We start from the raw sequence: 17856 nt of genomic DNA on the forward strand, positions 1-17856 counted from the left end.
ATCGGGTTGAAGTCCCGTAACTCGATCGGGGTTTAAGTGGCGTATCGGCCGGCGACCGGCCCCAGTCTTCAGCCGAACGAGCGACAGATGGGAGACGGGAGAATCCTCCGGCAGCACGTCTCTGTCAGGCCGATCCCGAGCGTGATGGCGCCTGGCCGGCCAGGTCGCTTCACCGTCCTGTGCGTCTGACGACGCGTAACGAGTACCGACTCCGAGCAGGAGAATGATGGGTATCAAAACAGGAAAGGTCAACAGACCCTTCACGTTCATTGCGGCTTTGGCGGCCTTCCTCCTCGTGATTTCCGCGACTTCGAGCTCCGCGGTGCGAAGCGGCAACGACGAGCAGGTCTCCGTGACGGCACAGTCCCTGTCGTCTTACCCGCAATCTCGACCGCCGGCCGGCTTTCACTCAAAATATGCGGAAGTGAACGGCTTCAGCATGCATTACGTGATGGGTGGAAAAGGCTCGCCCGTGGTCATGATCCACGGGTTCCCCCAGTGCTGGACCGAGTGGCGGCAGCAGATGGTCCCACTCGCCGAGAACCACACGGTGATCGCCGTCGACCTGCGTGGCACTTGTGGCTCCCAGGTCACGGCGAGCGGTTACCAGTCTGCGCAATTGGCGGCGGACGTGCATGAACTGTTGAAGCAGCTCGGGCTCAACAACGGTGTCCAGGTAGTCGGCCACGACATCGGTGATTGGGTCGCCTACGACTACGTGGCGCAGTGGCCGTCGGAGGTGCGGAGCTTGGCGGTGATGGAAGCCCCCATCCCGGATGAAAGCGTGTACAGCTCGCCCGTTCTCAACGCCGACCCGAACAAGCCCGCGGCGTGGCACTTCGGCCTGTTCCAGCTGGCTCTCGCCGAAAAGCTCATCGCCGGCAACGAACGGGTCCTGGTCGAGGACAGGATCACCGAGTACCTGGGTGGCAACAAGTCGCCGTTCACGGCGTCGGACTACGACTTCTACGCCCACAATCTGAAGGAACCGGGCCACACGACGGCGTGGATGAGCGTCTACCGCGGTCTCCGCGCCGACATCGAGCAGAACAAGGAGTTCCTGGCCCGGGGCAAATTGAAGATGCCCGTCCTCGCGATCGGCGGCGAAGATTCCTTCGGCCAGGCGGTCCCCGACCAGTTGCGTCGTTACGCCGTGAACGTCCAGGGCGGAGTCCTGAAAAACTCGGGCCACTTCGTGACCGAGGAGAAGCCACACGAAGTGACGGCCATGCTGCAGGCCTTCCTGCAGAAGTAACCTGCACCGTCGCCGGGCGAACCACAACAATCCCGGCCACCTACGAGAATCATCCACGTCCGTAGGTTCGCGCTGGTGGCGACTGCAGCGCCACCAGCGCGAACCAGGGTCGGGAATTCGATCGTTCCGTGAGTTTTGCTTGCACAGAAGGGTTTTCGAGTTGACGAGCGTTCCCGTAGTGAAGCTGAACAACGGCGTCGAGATGCCGCAGCTCGGCTTCGGCGTGTTCCAGGTGCCGTCGCCCGAGACGAAGGCGGCCGTGAAGACCGCGCTGGACGCCGGCTACCGCAGCATCGACACCGCCACGGCGTACGGCAATGAAGCCGCGGTCGGCGAGGCCCTCGCCGAGTCGGGCATCCCGGCCGACGAGCTGTTCATCACCACCAAGCTGTGGAACAGCGACCAGGGCTACGACGAGACGCTGCGCGCGTTCGACTCCAGCATCGCCGCCCTGGGCCTCGAGCGGCTCGACCTCTACCTCATCCACTGGCCGCTGCCCTCGCGCGACAAGTACATCGCGACGTGGAAGGCGCTGGAGAAGCTCTACGCCGACGGCCGCGTGCGCGCCATCGGCGTGTCCAACTTCCAGCCGGCGCACCTGCGCCGCCTGTTCGACGAGGGCACCGTGGCGCCGGTGCTCAACCAGGTGGAGCTGCACCCGTATCTCGTGCAGCGGGAAGTGCGCGCCTTCGACACCGAACACGGGATCGCCACGGAGGCCTGGAGCCCGCTGGCCAAGGGTGGCGAACTGCTGAACGAGCCCGCGGTGACGCGGACGGCCGAGCGCCTCGGCCGCACGCCCGCCCAGGTGGTGCTGCGCTGGCACCTGCAGCTGGGCAACGTCGTGATCCCGAAATCCGTCACGCCCTCCCGCGTCGCCGAAAACCTCGACGTCTTCGACTTCACCCTCACCGACGCCGACGTGGCCGCCCTGTCGGCCCTCGACCGCGACGGGCGCACCGGGCCGGACCCGGACACGTTCGACCTGGTGTGAGCCCCGTCGACCGCCGACGGTGAACCAGGCGGCCTTTCCCCTCGACGAGAACTCTCCCGCGACGTGGTAAGCCCCGGCTCGAGCTCGACGCTGACAGCCTGTGCGGCGATGTCGACAGAACGTGCAGCGCATGTGGGGGCCACGGCGGCGCTCGGGGATCCCCCAGTCCTGGGGCCACCGCACTGAGCTGTCGAGGAGTGCACGACGAGGAGGGAGAGCGTCATGACGGAAACCGAGGGGGAGATGTCGACGCGTGCCGCGACCCGGGTGCGTGTGGTTTCGACATCGTCGTGCGCCGCGGCTTTCCCGATCCAGCCTGGGTCCGCCGGCGCGGCCGTCGCCACTGTGGAGCCAGGGAGCAAACGAGGCTGGGTCGCAGTAGGCGCCATCGCGCTCGGCGCGTTCATCGTCGTGATGACGGAGACGATGCCGGTGGGACTGCTGCCGCGGATCGCCGATGGATTGCACGTTTCGCTGGGCCTCGCGGGGTTGATGGTGCTCGTGCCGGGTTTCAGCGCCGCGGTGTCGGCGCCGCTGTTCTTCCTCGGCTCCGGCCGGTTCAACCGGCGCTCGGTCATCCTCGTGCTGGGGTTGACCGTGCTGGTGTCGAACGCGGTCGTCGCGGTCGCGCCGAACTTCGCCTTGGTGCTGATCGCCCGCATGTTCTTCGGCGCCACTCTCGGAGCCTTCTGGACGGTGGTCTCACCGGTCGGGCCCAAACTGGTGGGCCCCGCCGGCGGCACTCGCGCCATCACCATCATCGCGGCCGGTATTTCGGGTGGGACGGTGGTGGGGCTGCCGGCGGGACAGTTCCTCGGCGACCTCGTGGGCTGGCGTCTCACTTTCGCCGCCGCGGCGGCGGCGACGCTGCTTGTCGTGGTCGCGCAGGCGGTCGTACTGCCGGGTATCCCGCCGGACGGGCCCACGCACGTGCGGGATCTCGTCGCAGTGGTGACACGGCGGGCGGCACAGCTGGGGATGGCGGCGGGCGCGGTGGTGTTCATCGGGCAGTTCACCGCGTGGACGTACATCACCCCGTTCCTGATGGACCACACGCATCTGTCCGGCAGCATGATCTCCCTGCTGTACGTCATCTACGGCTGCGGTGGCATCGTCGGCTCACTCATCGCCGGATCCCTGTTCAAGCGCACCGTGATCGGCAGCTTCGCCGGGGCGGCGACGGTGGTGGCCGCAATGGTCATCGGGCTCGCGAGCGTGGGGACTTTGCCCTGGCTGGCCGGCCTGTTGTTCGTGCTGTGGGGGTTGTTCTGGGGAATCGTGAACCCGGGAACGCTGGTCTGGATACTCGACGCGGCGGCCGAAACCCCGGAGGCCGCGTCGGCGGTCAATGTGACCAACCTTCAGATAGCCCTGGCGGCCGGGTCCGGTCTCGGGGCGGTCCTGGTTACGTCGACGAGCTTGCCCACTGTGTTCCTCACGGCCGGCTTCATCATTCTGGCCTCCGCCGTCCTCTCGGCGGTGGCGATGCGGTTCGTGACGCTCGCCCCCAGGGAGTAACGGGCGCTTCCTTCGGGAGGGGGCGGAAGTCGCGTGCACCAGCACCGAGGCCGCCACGTGCGGGCGAGCAGCTCCGACGAGAGGCCACTGGTTGACAAATAGTCCTACCAATAGTCCATACTGCTGAGCGTCGATTCGCACTCACGCCGAGGTGAGGCGCCGCCCCGTGTCGACGGGTGGTCGTCCGCGCCGAAGGGACGGGTATGAACGTGTGGCGCTCGATCTGCCGGCCGCTCGCGGCCCTGCTCCTGGTCACGGCGGTGGCCGCGTGTGGTGGTGGGGCGGGGGACGACTCGGCGGCCCAGGCCGCGGCCGACAAGCTGAGTCCCGCTCAGCTGGCGGCCGCCGCGGCCAAGGAGGGGGTCGTCGTGTGGTACACGACCTTCGCCGACACCGATGTGCAGCCCATCATCGCCGACTTCAACAAGACGTACCCGAACGTCAAGGTGAACGCGCTGCGGCCCAGCGCGTCCGAGCTGCCGCAGCGCATCATCACCGAACAGCGCGGCGGGAAGTACAACGCGGACGTCGTCTCCGGGGAGGGGCCGCAGATCGCGCAGCTCGTGCAGGCCGGTGCGTTGCAGCCTTATCAGTCGAAGGACGCGCCGCCGTTGCCGGACGGGCTGACGCTGCCGGCCGGGTACCGGGGGGTCGTCTACGTGCTGACCACGGTCCTGGCGTGGAACCCGGCCGTGGTGGCGCAGCGCGGACTGACGGCCCCGAGGTCGTGGGAAGACCTGACGCGGCCCGAGTGGAAGGGCCAATTCTCCATCGATCCGTACGCGGTGAACTGGTACGACAGCCTGATCATCGCCATGGGACACGACAAGGCGCTGGCGCTGCTGAAGGCGCTCGGGGCGAACTCACCGCGTTTCGTGCAGAGCCACACCGTGTCGCTGACGAACGTCCAGGCGGGCGAGCCGCCCGTCGCGGCGACCGCGTACGGCTACAAGGCCTCGGCGCTGAAGCGGAAGACCCCGGGCGAACTCGACTTCGCCAACGGCACCCCGCTGCCGGCTTCGCTCAGCCTGATCGACGTCGTCAAGAACTCGCCGCACCCCAACGCCGCCCGGCTTTTCGACGACTGGATCGTCTCGAAGGCCGGCCAGGAAGCCGTCGTCCGGATCACCAACCACACCTCGATCCGGACGGATGTCACGAACGACGCGGCCGTCTGGGACCCGGCAACCTGGGCCCCGGCGTGGAGTCACCCCGTGCTCGCGCAGGCGGACTACAACACCTACCTCGCGGAGATGAAATCGGCGCTTCGCGCTCCATGACAAGGAACGCGAAGCGCCCGGCCAGGTCAACCCGTCAACCCGTCAACCCGTCAGACCGGCAGGGAAGACAGCGGCACGGCGAACACCGAGCGCCCGCAGGTCTGGCCCTGGGCGGAACAATCCGTCGTCGACCATTCCGACTGGGACCACACCAGGCCGGTGGACCAGTCGTAGGTCAGGGCTTCCGGGTGGACTGCCCAGCAGGCCGTCGTCGCGGGGGAGCCGCAGCTCGAGGAACTGCTGGCGGTGGTCGTCTGGGCCCAGAGCTGGCCGTTGAGGGTGGCGGAGCTGTGGGAGACGTACCACTTGCCGTTGTGCGAGAGGACGCCCTGCATGTTGCCGACGGAGCTGCGGAAGGCCTCGGTGGCCGCGGTGGTGCCCGAGCTCGCCAGGAGGTAGTCCGCGCCGGTGGGGTAGCGGTAGAGGCGGCCGTGGAGGGACTGGTCGGCGAAGTACTCCGTGGTGACGATCGAGGCGGGCGAGGTGGTGCGGTCCAGGGACATCGAGGAGAAGCAGGGGACGCCGGTGTCCGACTGCATGCTGCAGGTGCCGGCGTAGGTGTAGTAGCCGATTTGCATCATGGCGTACTTGTAGGTGTAGGCGGCGTACCCGGCGGACGTCTTGCCGATCGCGTTGGACGTCGTGTCGGTCATCTGCAGGATGTGCTTGGTGCTGAAGACGCGGATGGCGGTGGAGGTGTTGCCGACGGCCGTGACGTAGATCTTGTCGCCGTACCAGGCCATCCCGCCCATGTGGGCTTTGGCGGCGGTGAAGCTCGAGCCCGTGCTGTTCGGGACCGCGAGGTACACCATGCGGTTGGTGGGGGCGGCCGGCTTGTCGTAGTTGACGGCCATGATGCGGGCGTCGTCGTAGCGGCCGAGGGCGTCGCCGCTGTGCCAGCCGGACAGGATGATCTTGTCCGCGCCCCACATGCCGTCGTCGTCGGCGTCGCCGGAGGTGGTGATGCCCTGGGGGACCCAGGTGGCACTGTTCGCGCGGTCGGTGTCCCAGCAGAACGACGTGGTGGCTGCCGGCGCCTTCGGCAGCGCGGCCTTTTCGGCGGCGGTGCAGCCGGTGGTGGGGTAGCTGGGGTCGTTGACGACGGTGTTGAGGCTGACGTTGGGCAGCGCGTTGTCGAGCGCGGTCAACGCGGCGGCCGGGGTGGCGTGCCAGACCAGGCTCTGTTTCGTCGTGGTGGTCAGCGGATCGCTGTAGGCGGCGCTGGCGGTGCCGGGTATCGCGAGCGCGCCGGCGGCGACGGCCAGCACGAGGAGGAGCACTCGGGGAATTCGCATGAGAACCATTTCTGCATGCGATTCGGGAAAGTGTCAAACTGCGGCGTGAAACGAGTTTGTACGATTCTTGTACAATTCTTCGATAGGAATACACTGGGGTCTTATTGGTGCTTTCAGGCGAAACCGGTGTCCGGCGTCGAGGCGATGGGATTGGATGAACGCCATGCCCGTCGAAACCGCGCTGATCGCGCTCGGCACCGTCGCCGTGCGGACGGCCACGAAGCTGTGGCTCGGCGACCACGAGATCGCCGCGGAGGTCGGCGCAGCCGTGGTCGACCGGCTGTCCGGGCAGCTTGCGAAGGAGCGCGACCGGCGCCGGCTCAAGCGGCTGCTGGACAACTTCGCCGAGGCCGTGGTCGACCGGATCGAGCCGATCGTCGACGTGGAGTTCCGCTCGCTGCCGGAGCACGAGAAGCTCGCGGCGATCGAGGCGGTGCGGGAGACGTTCGCGCTGGCGTCCGTCGACGATGCGGACCTGTACGCGGCCGACCTCGATGCGGGGCACCTCGACCGCTCCATCCGGCAGCGGGTGCCGTCACGGACCGCGCTGCTGTCTGCCGACGCGACGGCGTTGCACGACCTGCTGCTGCGCGAATGCTGCGGATACGTCATCGAGATCTCGCGCGGGCTGCCCGCGTTCTCGGCGAACGCGCTGACCGAGCTGCTGCAGCGCGACCGCGAGATGCTCGACGGCATCCGCGAGGTGCTCGCCCGCCTGCCGCAGCGCGACCGCGACGCCGGCTTCGACTACGACTACCGCCAGCTCGTGGCGCGCAAACTGGACCACGTCGAGATGTTCGGCGTGACCCTGGCCGACGCGAGCCGCCGGTACCCGCTGTCCGTCGCGTACATCGGGCTCACCGCGTCGACCGGCGAGCCCGGGCCGGTGCGGCGGGTGGAGGAGCTGCTGGCGGGCGCGCAGCGGGTGTTCATCCGTGGCGAGGCCGGGCTGGGCAAAACGACGCTGCTGCAGTGGATTGCCGTGCGCAGCGCGCTGGGTGACTTCCCCGAGCAGCTGGCGGGCTGGAACGCGACGGTGCCCTTCTTCATCCCGCTGCGCCGCTACGCCGGACGGGACCTGCCGAGCCCGGCGCAGTTCCTCGACGAGGGCGGCAGGTACATCGCGGACTCGATGCCGCCCGGTTACGTCGTGGAGAAGCTGCGCGACGGCAGCGCGGTGCTGCTGGTCGACGGCGTGGACGAGCTCGTCGCCGAACGCCGTGCCGAGGCCCGGGCGTGGCTGCGCGACCTGGTGGACGCCTTTCCGCTGGTCCGGGTGGTGGTCACGTCGCGGCCGTCCGGAGCGCACCCGCGGTGGCTGCACGGCGCGGGGTTCGTGGTGCTGGATCTGCAGCCGATGAACCGGGACGACGTCCGCCGGTTCGTCGGCCGGTGGCACAGCGCGATGCGGTCGATGCGGGCCGACGACGAATCGCGCCGGGCGCTCGACGAGTACGAGACTCGGTTGCTGGACCTGCTGGAAAGCCGCGGCCATCTGCGCAAGCTGGCCGGCTATCCGTTGCTGTGCGCGCTGTTGTGCGCGATGCACGAGGACCGGCGCGCCACGTTGCCCGCCAATCGCATGGAGCTCTACGACGTGGCGCTGCAGATGCTGCTGGAGCGGCGCGACGTCGAACGCCGGATCGAGCCGGTGGAAGGTCTGGGCCGCACCGAGAAGACGTTGCTGCTGGCCGATCTCGCGTACTGGCAGCTGCGCAACGGCTACGCCGACGTCGAGGCGCCGCGGGCGCTTTACCGCATCTCGCGACGGCTTTTCCAGATGCCGCAGGTGAAGGCGAGCATCCAGGACGTGTACCGGCACCTGCTGGAACGCTCGGGGCTGCTGCGCGAACCCGTGCAGGGCCGCGTCGACTTCGTGCACCGGACGTTCCAGGAGCACCTGGCGGCGCAGGACGCGATGAACACCGACGACGTGGGCACGGTCGTGCAGCACGGGCACCTCGACCAGTGGCACGAGGTCGTGGTGATGGCCGTCGGCACGCGTCGCTGAGGCAACGCGAGGAGCTGCTGACCGGGCTGCTCGCGCGCGGCGACCTGCACCTGCTGGTGCTGGCGTCGCTGGAAACCGCGCCTGAGCTGAGCGGCGACCTGCGACGGGAGATCCAGCTGAAGACCGCGCGGCTGCTGCCACCGGCGTCGATGCACCAGGCGCGGGAAGTCGCGTCGGCGGGCGAGTTCGTGCTCGACCTGCTCGCCGCGTGCCGGCCGCAGACGATCGACGAGGTCACGGCGACCATCCGGGCGCTGGCGGAGACGCGGCTGGAGGAGGCGTTGCCGGTGATCGCGAAGTTCGCCTCGGATCCGCGGCCGCGGGTGTTCGCGGAGCTGCTGAACTGCGCGGAGCGCTTCGAGGAGCAGGCGTACGGCGAGGCGGTGCTGGCGAAGTCGTCGCGGACGAGCCTGCTCGTCGACGGCGAGCTCGGCCTGGCGCCGGCACGGTACCTGGATTCGTTGAAGCAGCTGGAACTCGTGTACTTCAGCGCCGACGAGTCGCTTGTGGACCGTTACCGGGACTTGCGGCCGGTGCCGGATCTGCGGCTGTCGCGGTGGCCGGAGGAGAAGCTGTCGGTGATCGGGACGACGTTCCGGCTGGACAGCCTCAGTGTGCGGTTCATGGAGCTGACCGATCTCACGTGCCTGGGTTTCGTGGAGTCGGTGGAGGAGCTGAGGATCGAGGGCGGCGCGCTGCTCTCGTTCGCCGGGGTGGAGCGGTGGCGGGAGTCGCTGAAGCGGGTGTCGGTGGTGGGGTGCCCGAAGGGGCTCGAGGCGCTGGCCGATCTGTGGCGGCGGCTGCCGGACGTCGTGCGGATGTGAGTCAGACGCGTTCGCGCGGGTGACTCCGAGGCCGACCTCCGTATCGGATGAAACCGTATCAGCCGAGGTAGAGTGCGGGCATGAGTGGGAAGCCGCGGGCCACCGGCCGGCCGGGGGACGACTCGCCGTTCGCGCTGGGGCTGCTGCTGCGGCGAGCGCACGCGCGGGTGGCGAGCACGATGACGGCCGCCCTGCGGCCGCACGGGCTGGATCTGCGGCACTTCGCCGTGCTGATCATCCTGGTGGACCGTGGGCCGACGACGCAGCGGGACCTCGTCGAGGCGACCGGTTCGGACAAGGCCGGCATCATGCGGGTCGTCGACGACCTGGAGGAGAAGGGGTTCGCGGTCCGCAAGTCCGTGCCGGGCGACCGGCGGGTGCGCGAGGTCGAGATCACCGAGGCCGGACTGAGGGCGTTCGACGCGGCGCACGACGACGCGGCGGGCCCGGCGCAGGAGCTGGTGTCGCACCTGCGGCCGGGTGAGCCGGCGAAGCTGCTGGAGCTGCTGACGCGGTTCGCATACCCCGCATAACCGGAGCGGATGCGGCCACGGTGTCGTGAGTTTCACATGGGGAGCCAGCGGTCGGCCAGCGCCGATACCCACTCGCCGGCGACGGCCGGGTCGTCCGGTGGGCCGGCGACGAGCACCAGTTCGTCGACGCCCAGCGCGGCCAGCTGCGAGATGTCTTCGGGTTGCGGATCGCGCAGGGCGACGGCGATCCGCAGGTCGGCGAGGTCGCGCCCTTGTGCCGCGAGGAAAGCCAGGCGGTCGGCGACCTCGGGAACGCCGTCGAGGTTGAAGCCGTACCAGCCGTCGCCCAAGGTGGCGGCGCGGCGCAGGGCGGAGTCGCTGTTGCCGCCGAAGACGATCGGGATCGTGGGCCGCGGGGGCTTCGGGTAGACGCGGATCGAGTCGAACCGGACGAAGTCGCCGGTGAAGGAGGCGACGTCTTCGCGCCACAACGTGCGCAGGGCGGCGACGTACTCCTCCGTCCGCGCCGCCCGCCGGGCGAAGGGCACGCCGAGGGCGTCGAACTCCTCGCGCGACCAGCCGACGCCCACGCCGAGGGTGAGGCGGCCGCCGGACAACACGTCGAGGCTGGCGGCCTGCTTGGCGACGACGACGGGGTTGTGTTCCGGCAGCAGGAGAACACCCGTCGCCACACGAATCGTCGACGTGGCCGCGGCGGCGAAACTGAGGCCGATCAAGGGATCGAGCCAGTCCGCCTCCGCCGGGACGGCGATCCGGCCGTCGGCCGAGTACGGGTAGCGCGAGGACGCGCGGTCGACCATCACCACGTGCTCGCCCGACCACAGCGTCGCGAAGCCGGCCGCCTCGGCCGCCACGGCGACCGCGTCGATCACGGCCCGGCGGGCGCCGGCGCCGATGCCCAGTGCGTGCAGGCCGAGCTGCATCGGACCAGCTTCGCACACTCCGGGCGGGGATCAGGCGCGCTGACTGTCCGCGGCGATGCGGACGAAGCTGCGGACCTGCGGGCCCGCGCCCGTTTTCGGCCACGCCACGACGAGGTCGCTGGGCGCGTGATCGGACAGCGGGATGGCGACGAGGCCCGCGGGTAGCGGCTGGTCGGCCGGCGCGAGGGCGGCCGTGCCGTTCCAGGTGACGGCGTGGAGGCATTCGCGGATGGTGCGCAGCACGGGTGCGCCGGGGCCGGGCGGGCCGCCGGTCCAGAAGGACGTCCACGCCGGGTCGGTGGCGTCGGGGAGGTGGACCCAGCCGTGGGCGGCGAGGTCCGCGGCCGAAACCGTCGGGCGGGCGGCGAGCGGGTCGTCGGAGCGCAGGACGACGGCGACGGGGACCGTGCGCAGGACGTGGGTCGAGATGCCGGTGGTGTCGAACGGGGTGCGGGTGAGCGCGACGTCGACCAGGCCCGCGCGCAGCCCCGCGGTCGGGTCGGTGAGGTCGGTTTCGCGCACGGTGATTTCGACGTGCGTGTGGTGCTCGCGGAACCGGGGGACCAGCTGGGCGCCGACGAATTCGGCCGCGTCGGCGAGGGTGCCGACGACGAGCCGCGCGGTGCCGGCCGCGGCGGTCACGCGGCCGCGGATGCGGTCGGCCCGGGCGAGGAGCGCGACAGCGTCTTCGTGGAGAACCGCGCCGGCGGCGGTGAGGGTGACGCCTTTGGGCGTGCGCTCGAACAAGGTCGCGCCGAGCTCGTCCTCCAGCTGCCGCAACGCGCGGCTGAGCGGGGGCTGGCTCATGTGCAGCCGCCGCGCCGCACGGCCGACGTGCCGCTCCTCGGCCACCGCGACGAAGTACCGCAGCACACGCAGGTCCACCTCGATACGATACCCGTGGGGTATCAAACCGTCGAAAACGGTCTTGGCCGAGAACGCCCGGACGGGCCGACGATCGAAGGCATGGACACGACACTCACCATCGGTTGCTACCGCTACGACACCACGCAGGCGCTGTTCGACGGCAGCTTCGGCGCGATGGTGCGGATCGCGCCCACCCTGCCCGAGATCTTCGAACGCGCGATCCGCGAGCACGAGTTCGACGTCGCCGAGCTCGGCCTCACGTTCTTCCTGCGGCTGCTCGGCGAAGGCCTGCCGTACGTGGCGCTGCCGATCTTCCCCAACCGCGTGTTCCGGCATTCGTGCGTCTTCGTCAACACCCACGCCGGCATCACCGGGCCGGGCGACCTCGCCGGCCGGACGATCGGCGAGTTCGGCACGTACGGCCAGGACTCCGGCGTCTGGGCCAAGGGAATCCTCGCCGACGAGTACGGCTTCGAGCCCGAGCGCAACCGGTGGGTGATCGGCGGGCTGGAGCACCCGGCGCCGCCGTTCGGCTTCATCCCGCACCCGCGTCCGTCCGGCCTGGACGTTTCCGACGCGCCCGCGGGGAAAACGCTCAACGCGATGCTCGACGCGGGTGAGATCGACGCGCTGTTCTCCGCCAACGTGCCCCAGTGCGTGCTCGACGGGTCGCCGAACGTCGCCCGTCTGTTCCCCGACTTCGAGCCGCTCGAACGCGACTACCACCGGCGCACGGGGATCTTCCCGATCATGCACACCATCGTCGTCCGGCGCGAGCTCCTCGCCCAGCGGCCGGGCCTCGCGCGTGAGCTCTACGCCGTGTTCACCGCCGCCAAGGACACCGCCGCCGACCGCTACCGGCGTGACCGCAGGCTCTACCAGGTCCCGGCGATGCTGCCGTGGCTCAACGCCCTTGTCGAGCGCAACGAGGAGCAGTTCACCGGAGACTGGTGGCCCTATGGCATCGAGGCCAACCGCACTGCTCTCGACACCTACCTGCGCTACCACCACGAGCAGGGCCTGTCCGAGCGCCGGCGGCGGATCGAGGAGGTCTTCGCGGCCGACCTCCTCGACACCTGACCGTCTACAAGGGATCAGAGGCCAAGACCGCCGGCGCCGCAGCAACCCGCGGATCAGCAGCGGCAGGCAGAGGTCGCCGCCGTTCACCGCCGCTCACGCGGCAGACCTCGCGGACCGGCTCCGGCGATCGGTCGCCGGCACGGTGGTCCCGGCAGCCGACTCGGGCTGGGGCGACCCGCGGCTGCAGGCGCTGCTGTCCCGTGCGTCGATGTCCACGCCGACCGCGCGCTGCGTGGTCGGCGCGGCCGCTGATCACGAGGCCGGCCGGACACCGATCCGTGCGGCGATGACGACGGCACTCGCCCGGGTCGGCACGCTCGAGGTGTCCGACGAGCTGGGGCCAGTTGACCGTGACCGTCGCACTGGAACACGTCCGGGCTTCTGACACGGCCGTTGATCTTCCGGTGCCCTGCACCTCGGCCCGGTAGGGTTCCCCCCGATGCCGGGGCTGTGCCCGCTCGCGCCGAGGAGGAAGACCGTGACCGAGGGCCGGAAGGCGACCACGACGGGGGACGGGCCGGCCGCCCGGGCGCGGCTCGCGCGGGACTCCGTGAAGCTGGCCGTGGTGGTCGGGGCGCTGGGAGTCGTGTTCGGCGACATCGGGACGAGCCCCATCTACACGCTGCAGACGGTGTTCAGCCCGAGCGACCCGCACCCGGTGCCGGTGAGCGCGCAGAACGTGTTCGGGGTCGTGTCGCTGATCTTCTGGTCCGTGACGATCATCGTGACCGTCACGTACGTGCTGCTGGCGATGCGCGCGGACAACGACGGCGAGGGCGGCATCATGGCCCTGATCACCCTGCTGCGCCGCCGCGGCGGGCAGGGGCGGCGGCGGGTGGCCGTGGTGCTGGCGGGGCTGGGCATCTTCGGCGCGTCACTGTTCTTCGGTGACAGCATGATCACCCCGGCGATCTCGGTGCTGTCGGCGGTGGAGGGGCTCAAGGTCGTCGACGACTCGTTCGAGAGCTGGGTCGTGCCGATCACCGCGGTGATCATCGTGGTGCTGTTCCTGGTGCAACGCCGGGGCACCGCGGCTGTCGGGCGGGTGTTCGGGCCGGTGATGATCACCTGGTTCACCGTGATCGGCCTGACCGGCGTGACGGGCATCGTCAAGCACCCGGCGATCCTCGAGGCGCTCTCGCCCACGTACGCGCTGGACTTCATGGTCGGCCACTTCGACATCGCCTTCTTCGCGCTCGCCGCAGTCGTGCTGTCGGTCACCGGCGCTGAAGCGCTGTACGCGGACATGGGCCACTTCGGCCGCCGCGCCATCACGCGCGGCTGGCTGTTCCTCGTGTTCCCCGCGTGTGTGCTCAACTACTTCGGCCAGGGCGCGCTGATCCTCGAAGACCAGGCCAACCTGAGCAGCCCGTTCTTCCTGCTCGTCCCCGGCTGGGCGCGGCTGCCGCTCGTGCTGCTGGCCACGGCGGCGACGGTGATCGCGTCGCAGGCCGTGATCACCGGGGCGTACTCGGTCGCGTCGCAGGCCGCGCAGCTCGGGTACCTGCCGCGGCTGCGGATCGCGCACACGTCGGAGACCGAACGCGGCCAGATCTACGTGCCGTGGATCAACTGGCTGCTGATGTTTTCCGTGCTGACGCTCGTGTTCGCGTTCCGCAGCTCGTCGGCGCTGGCCTACGCGTTCGGCATGGCCGTGACCGCCACGATCACCATCACCACGTTGCTGTTCTTCTACATCGCCCGGTCGAAGTGGAGCACGCCGCCGTGGCTGCTCTGGATCGGCGGGACTGTGCTGCTGGTGGTGGACCTGCTGTTCGTCGCCGCCAACCTCACCAAGCTCGTCCACGGCGCGTGGCTGCCGCTCCTCATCGGCCTCACCGCGTTCACGGTCATGACCACCTGGCAGCGTGGCCGCCACATCGTGACGGCCGAGCGCAGCCGGCAGGAAGGGTCGCTGCGCGAGTTCGTCGACAAGCTGCGCAACGGCGAGTCGCCGACGCAGACCGTGCCCGGCACGGCCGTGTTCCTCAACCGCGGCAACGACAGCGCGCCGCTGGCCATGCGCGCCAACGTGGAGCACAACCACGTGCGCCACGAACACGTGGTGATCATGTCGCTGGAAACCGAGCCCGTGCCCCGGATCCCGGACACCGAACGGATCTCCGTCGACGACCTCGGTTACGCGGACGACGGCATCACCCACGTCACGGCGCGCTTCGGCTACATGGAAACCCCGGACGTGCCGCGCACGCTCGCACTCGTCGACCCGGCTGCCACCGAAGGCCGCCTGCAGGTCGACGACGCGTCGTACTTCCTGTCCAAGATCGAGCTGCGCCGCGGCGACGAACCGACGATGGCGGCCTGGCGCAAACGCCTGTTCATCGCCACGTCCTACATCACCGCCGACGCGGCCGAGTACTTCGCGCTGCCTCGCGAACGGACCGTGATCATGGGTTCGCACATCGACGTTTAGCGCGTCAGGAAGGAGCCGACGATGACCGACCCCGATGGGGAAGCCCTGCGCGCGGCGGCCGCCCGAGGAGACTCCGACGCCGTCGACCAGCTGATCGAGCTGGCCGCCGAACGCGGCGACGCGGCCGAGCTGCGCCAGTGGGCCGACGGCGGCAGTTCCGACGCCGCCGATCTGCTCGTCGAGCTGGCGACCGAACGCGAGGACCACGACGAGCTGCGCCGCCTGGCCTTGGCCGGCAACACGACGGCCACGGAAGTGCTGGCGGAGCTGGAAAGCGACTAACGCGTCTCTGCGTCGCCGCGCGGCGGGATGTCGCGGGCGAAGGGGTCGTCGTCGTGGGAGTCGAGCCACGCCCCGGCGAGGCGGAGCAACAGCGCCACCAGCACGAAACCGCCGATCGCGACCAGGGTGAACGTCAGGCCGGTCATCCGTCCATCGTGCGGCGGCGGGGTGCGTCGGGCTCGAGTACGGACGGAACTTTGACGCTCGGGAAGTGCTCGTTGACGGCGTTTGCCCCGTTGCGGACTTTTGTGCCGCGGGCTAGTGAGTCGTGTGGCTCTCGTAGGCGCCGCGGGCGGCCAGTGCGCGCGGCATTGCCTTCGGCCGGCAGGCAGGTGGTCACGCCGTGCCGGTCCGGGTCGCGGCATCACCGCGAAAGCCGGCTAGTGCGCGTCGCCGGTGAAGCGGGGGCGGGTGGGGTGCGGGGTGAGCCAGTCTTGGGCGCGGCGCCACCACACGTCGGCGGTGGGGGTGAGGCCCGTGCGGTCGTCGAGGGTGCCGGCCTTGACGATGAGGGTTTCGGGGTGTTCGTGGAGGATCGTGAAGATCGGCGTGCCGCAGTCGCCGCAGAAGAGGCGGTCGCGCAGGTGGCCGTTCTCGGTGCCGGTGGTGTGGTGGACCTGGGGGGTGCCCTCGATCTTCACGGCGTCGCGGGCCACCAGGACGTTCTGCGAGAACGCCGAGCCGGTGTGGCGCTGGCAGTCGTCGCAGTGGCACAGGACGACACCGGTGGGCTCGGCGTCGAAGCGGTAGGTGATGGCGCCGCAGAGGCAGTGGCCGGTGCGGGAAGCGGTGGGGGTCATGGGAAATCTCCTTCTCCCGGCTCGGCGACCGATGCCGGAGTCGCACGTGGACGGTCCCGCGTGGCTGTGCCTCGAGTATTGCGACGGAAGAAGGTCCGAACCTGCCCTTGCCGAACAGGCGGACGCCGTGAGTACCACCGCCGGGGGCAGGCTCATCCCAGGAGTAAGTACACAGCGGTAGACATCGCCTGTAGACATCAGGCGTAGACTAAGTGGGAGACGGTACCCGCAAGCCCGCGAGCGGGGTGGTTCGTGTCTCGGCAACCGTGAAGGAGAACGTGCCATGTCCCCATCCCAGGACGTCCCTCCGCCGGCCGCGCTCGTCCTCGGCGGAGGCGGTCCGGTCGGCGCCGCGTGGATGTCGGCGCTGGTGCACCGGCTGGAGACCGCGGGCCTGCCGCTGTCCGGGTCCGGGGTCGTCGTGGGCACCTCGGCCGGGTCGATCGTTGGTGCGTGGCTGACGATGGAGCCGGCCGGGCTGACGGCGGTGCCGGCGAAGATGCGGGAGCGCGCGGCCTGGCACGCCCGGAACGTCGCCGCCGGGCAAGGGGACCGGGCGCTGTTCCAGAGCCTCGCCCAGGACACCTCGGAGGGACCCGAGCGGGCGCGGCGGATCGGGCGGGCCGCGATCGCCGCGGTGCCGCCGATTTCGGCGGAGCAGGCCGACGAGCTGTGGTCCTGGGCGTTGCCGGCCGGCCCGTGGCCGCGCCGGCTCCGGATCACCGCGGTGAGCACGGACACCGGCCTCGCCCGCGGGTGGTCGCCGGTGGACGGGATCTCCGTCGCGGTCGCGGTGGCCTGTTCGTCGGCGGCGCCGGGCGTCGCACCGCCGGTGCGCGTGGCCGGCGCGACCTGGGTCGACGGGGGCGTGCGCTCGGGCACCAACGCCGACCTGGCCGTCGATCCGCAGTGGCACGAAGGCGGTGCCGTGGAGCCGGGCCGGGTGCTCGTGGTGGCGCCGATGCCGTCCGCAAATCTCGCGCGGGAGGAGGCTTTCCTCACCGCACGAGGTCACCGCGTACGGGTGATCACGGCGGATCCGTTCTACGAGAAGCCCCACGATCTTCTCGACGCGCGGTTCATCGACGTCGGGGCCGAGGCGGGCGCGCGGCAGGCGGACGGCCTGTCCGACGACCTGCTGACGTGGTGGCACGAGCCCGCGCGCAGCCTCGACTGAAATCCGCGAGATCACCCCAGCACGCAAGGAAGCACAGGATGCCCGACTCTTCGTCTCCCCGCCGTCGCGACGCGGCGGCGAGCCGCGATCGGCTGCTGACCGCCGCCGCCGAGCTGTTCGCCGACCGCGGCTACGACCAGACGACAGCCCGGGACATCGGTGAACGCGCCGGGGTCGACCCGACGATGATCGCGCGCTACTTCGGCGGCAAGGCGCAGCTGTTCATCGCCGTGCTGCGCGCCGAGGGCGAACCGGGCGCGCAGCTCCCCGATGTCCTGGAACCGGCGCGGCTGAAGGACCTGATCGAACGCACGGGTACGCGCGGGCCGGGTCCGATCCTGCAGGCCGCGATCCGGCCCTACGACAACGCGGAAGCCCAGGAGGCCGCGCTCGCGGAACTGGGCCACCGGGTTCTCACCCCGCTGCGCGAGCGGTTCGTGCGCGAGGGCGTGGCCAACCCCGAGCTGCGCGCCGAGGTCCTGTCGGCCGCCTTGATCGGCGTGATCCTCGGCCGGCACGCGGGGACCCTGCCGCACCTCGCGGCCGCCGGTACCGACGAGTTGCTCGCCCTGGCCCAGGAGATTCTCGGCGGCGAGCCGCGCTGAGGTCCGGAGAGGACAGT

18 protein-coding genes are annotated in these 17856 nt (G+C 70.0%); 13 read left to right on the forward strand and 5 right to left on the reverse strand.

Annotated features, from left to right (window positions below; genetic code table 11):
* Positions 1-226 precede the first annotated feature (226 nt).
* From ACQPXB_RS22905 to ACQPXB_RS22920, 4 genes are all read left to right on the forward strand, one after another.
* Positions 227-1255, forward strand: coding sequence for an alpha/beta fold hydrolase (locus ACQPXB_RS22905; RefSeq protein WP_432855686.1), 1029 nt, complete (start codon positions 227-229; stop codon positions 1253-1255).
* A 160-nt stretch (positions 1256-1415) separates the two neighbouring features.
* Positions 1416-2249, forward strand: coding sequence for an aldo/keto reductase (locus tag ACQPXB_RS22910; protein WP_432855689.1), 834 nt, complete (start codon positions 1416-1418; stop codon positions 2247-2249).
* A 222-nt stretch (positions 2250-2471) separates the two neighbouring features.
* Positions 2472-3767 carry an MFS transporter gene (locus tag ACQPXB_RS22915; protein WP_432855692.1) on the forward strand — a complete coding sequence of 432 codons (1296 nt, stop codon included), beginning with the start codon at positions 2472-2474 and terminating at the stop codon, positions 3765-3767.
* A gap of 203 nt (positions 3768-3970) precedes the next feature.
* A complete protein-coding gene (locus tag ACQPXB_RS22920; RefSeq protein ID WP_432855695.1) occupies positions 3971-5047 on the forward strand; it encodes an ABC transporter substrate-binding protein in 1077 nt (358 codons plus the stop codon).
* Positions 5048-5097: 50 nt separating this feature from the next.
* On the opposite strand, the gene ACQPXB_RS22925 is transcribed toward ACQPXB_RS22920, so the two are convergent.
* Complete coding sequence (locus tag ACQPXB_RS22925; protein WP_432855698.1) at positions 5098-6342, reverse strand: hypothetical protein; 1245 nt, start codon at positions 6340-6342, stop codon at positions 5098-5100.
* A gap of 163 nt (positions 6343-6505) precedes the next feature.
* On the opposite strand from ACQPXB_RS22925, the gene ACQPXB_RS22930 reads away from it, so the two are divergent.
* The 3 genes from ACQPXB_RS22930 (at position 6506) to ACQPXB_RS22940 (ending at position 9710) form a co-directional block, all read left to right on the forward strand.
* Positions 6506-8353, forward strand: a complete 1848-nt coding sequence (locus ACQPXB_RS22930) for an NACHT domain-containing protein (protein WP_432855701.1) — start codon at positions 6506-6508, stop codon at positions 8351-8353.
* Complete coding sequence (locus ACQPXB_RS22935) at positions 8311-9177, forward strand: hypothetical protein (protein ID WP_432855704.1); 867 nt, start codon at positions 8311-8313, stop codon at positions 9175-9177. The genes ACQPXB_RS22930 and ACQPXB_RS22935 overlap by 43 nt, the downstream gene beginning before the upstream one ends.
* Before the next feature lie 80 nt (positions 9178-9257).
* Complete coding sequence (locus ACQPXB_RS22940; RefSeq protein WP_432855707.1) at positions 9258-9710, forward strand: MarR family winged helix-turn-helix transcriptional regulator; 453 nt, start codon at positions 9258-9260, stop codon at positions 9708-9710.
* Between the two features lie 32 nt (positions 9711-9742).
* Here ACQPXB_RS22940 and ACQPXB_RS22945 read toward each other — a convergent pair whose 3' ends face one another.
* Together ACQPXB_RS22945 and ACQPXB_RS22950 are read right to left on the reverse strand one after the other, a co-directional pair.
* Positions 9743-10594 carry an LLM class F420-dependent oxidoreductase gene (locus ACQPXB_RS22945; protein ID WP_432855710.1) on the reverse strand — a complete coding sequence of 284 codons (852 nt, stop codon included), beginning with the start codon at positions 10592-10594 and terminating at the stop codon, positions 9743-9745.
* Between the two features lie 30 nt (positions 10595-10624).
* Positions 10625-11479: a LysR family transcriptional regulator gene (locus tag ACQPXB_RS22950; RefSeq protein ID WP_432855713.1), complete on the reverse strand. Its 855-nt coding sequence runs from the start codon at positions 11477-11479 to the stop codon at positions 10625-10627.
* An 81-nt stretch (positions 11480-11560) separates the two neighbouring features.
* On the opposite strand from ACQPXB_RS22950, the gene ACQPXB_RS22955 reads away from it, so the two are divergent.
* The 4 genes from ACQPXB_RS22955 to ACQPXB_RS22970 all read left to right on the forward strand — a co-directional run bounded on the left by ACQPXB_RS22955 (position 11561) and on the right by ACQPXB_RS22970 (position 15257).
* Complete coding sequence (locus tag ACQPXB_RS22955; RefSeq protein WP_432855716.1) at positions 11561-12541, forward strand: 4,5-dihydroxyphthalate decarboxylase; 981 nt, start codon at positions 11561-11563, stop codon at positions 12539-12541.
* A 208-nt stretch (positions 12542-12749) separates the two neighbouring features.
* The gene (locus ACQPXB_RS22960) at positions 12750-12926 is read left to right on the forward strand and encodes a hypothetical protein (protein ID WP_432855719.1); all 177 of its coding nucleotides are present in this window, start codon (positions 12750-12752) and stop codon (positions 12924-12926) included.
* A gap of 93 nt (positions 12927-13019) precedes the next feature.
* Positions 13020-14975 (forward strand): potassium transporter Kup, encoded by a 1956-nt coding sequence (locus tag ACQPXB_RS22965; RefSeq protein ID WP_432855722.1) that lies wholly within the window; start codon positions 13020-13022, stop codon positions 14973-14975.
* Positions 14976-14996: 21 nt separating this feature from the next.
* Positions 14997-15257: a hypothetical protein gene (locus ACQPXB_RS22970; RefSeq protein WP_432855725.1), complete on the forward strand. Its 261-nt coding sequence runs from the start codon at positions 14997-14999 to the stop codon at positions 15255-15257.
* On the opposite strand, the gene ACQPXB_RS22975 is transcribed toward ACQPXB_RS22970, so the two are convergent.
* Both ACQPXB_RS22975 and ACQPXB_RS22980 read right to left on the reverse strand, forming a co-directional pair.
* A complete protein-coding gene (locus ACQPXB_RS22975) occupies positions 15254-15403 on the reverse strand; it encodes a hypothetical protein (protein ID WP_432855728.1) in 150 nt (49 codons plus the stop codon). The two genes, ACQPXB_RS22970 and ACQPXB_RS22975, sit on opposite strands and share 4 nt — an antisense overlap.
* A gap of 234 nt (positions 15404-15637) precedes the next feature.
* Positions 15638-16057, reverse strand: a complete 420-nt coding sequence (locus ACQPXB_RS22980) for a GFA family protein (RefSeq protein ID WP_432855731.1) — start codon at positions 16055-16057, stop codon at positions 15638-15640.
* A gap of 283 nt (positions 16058-16340) precedes the next feature.
* Here ACQPXB_RS22980 and ACQPXB_RS22985 point away from each other — a divergent pair, with 283 nt between their 5' ends.
* Positions 16341-17234 carry a patatin-like phospholipase family protein gene (locus ACQPXB_RS22985; protein WP_432855734.1) on the forward strand — a complete coding sequence of 298 codons (894 nt, stop codon included), beginning with the start codon at positions 16341-16343 and terminating at the stop codon, positions 17232-17234.
* Between the two features lie 38 nt (positions 17235-17272).
* Complete coding sequence (locus ACQPXB_RS22990) at positions 17273-17839, forward strand: TetR family transcriptional regulator (RefSeq protein ID WP_432855737.1); 567 nt, start codon at positions 17273-17275, stop codon at positions 17837-17839.
* The last annotated feature ends 17 nt before the right edge of the window (positions 17840-17856 follow it).

The sequence above is a fragment of the Amycolatopsis sp. CA-161197 genome (genome assembly GCF_050942255.1).
In the GTDB taxonomy this organism is placed as follows: domain Bacteria; phylum Actinomycetota; class Actinomycetes; order Mycobacteriales; family Pseudonocardiaceae; genus Amycolatopsis.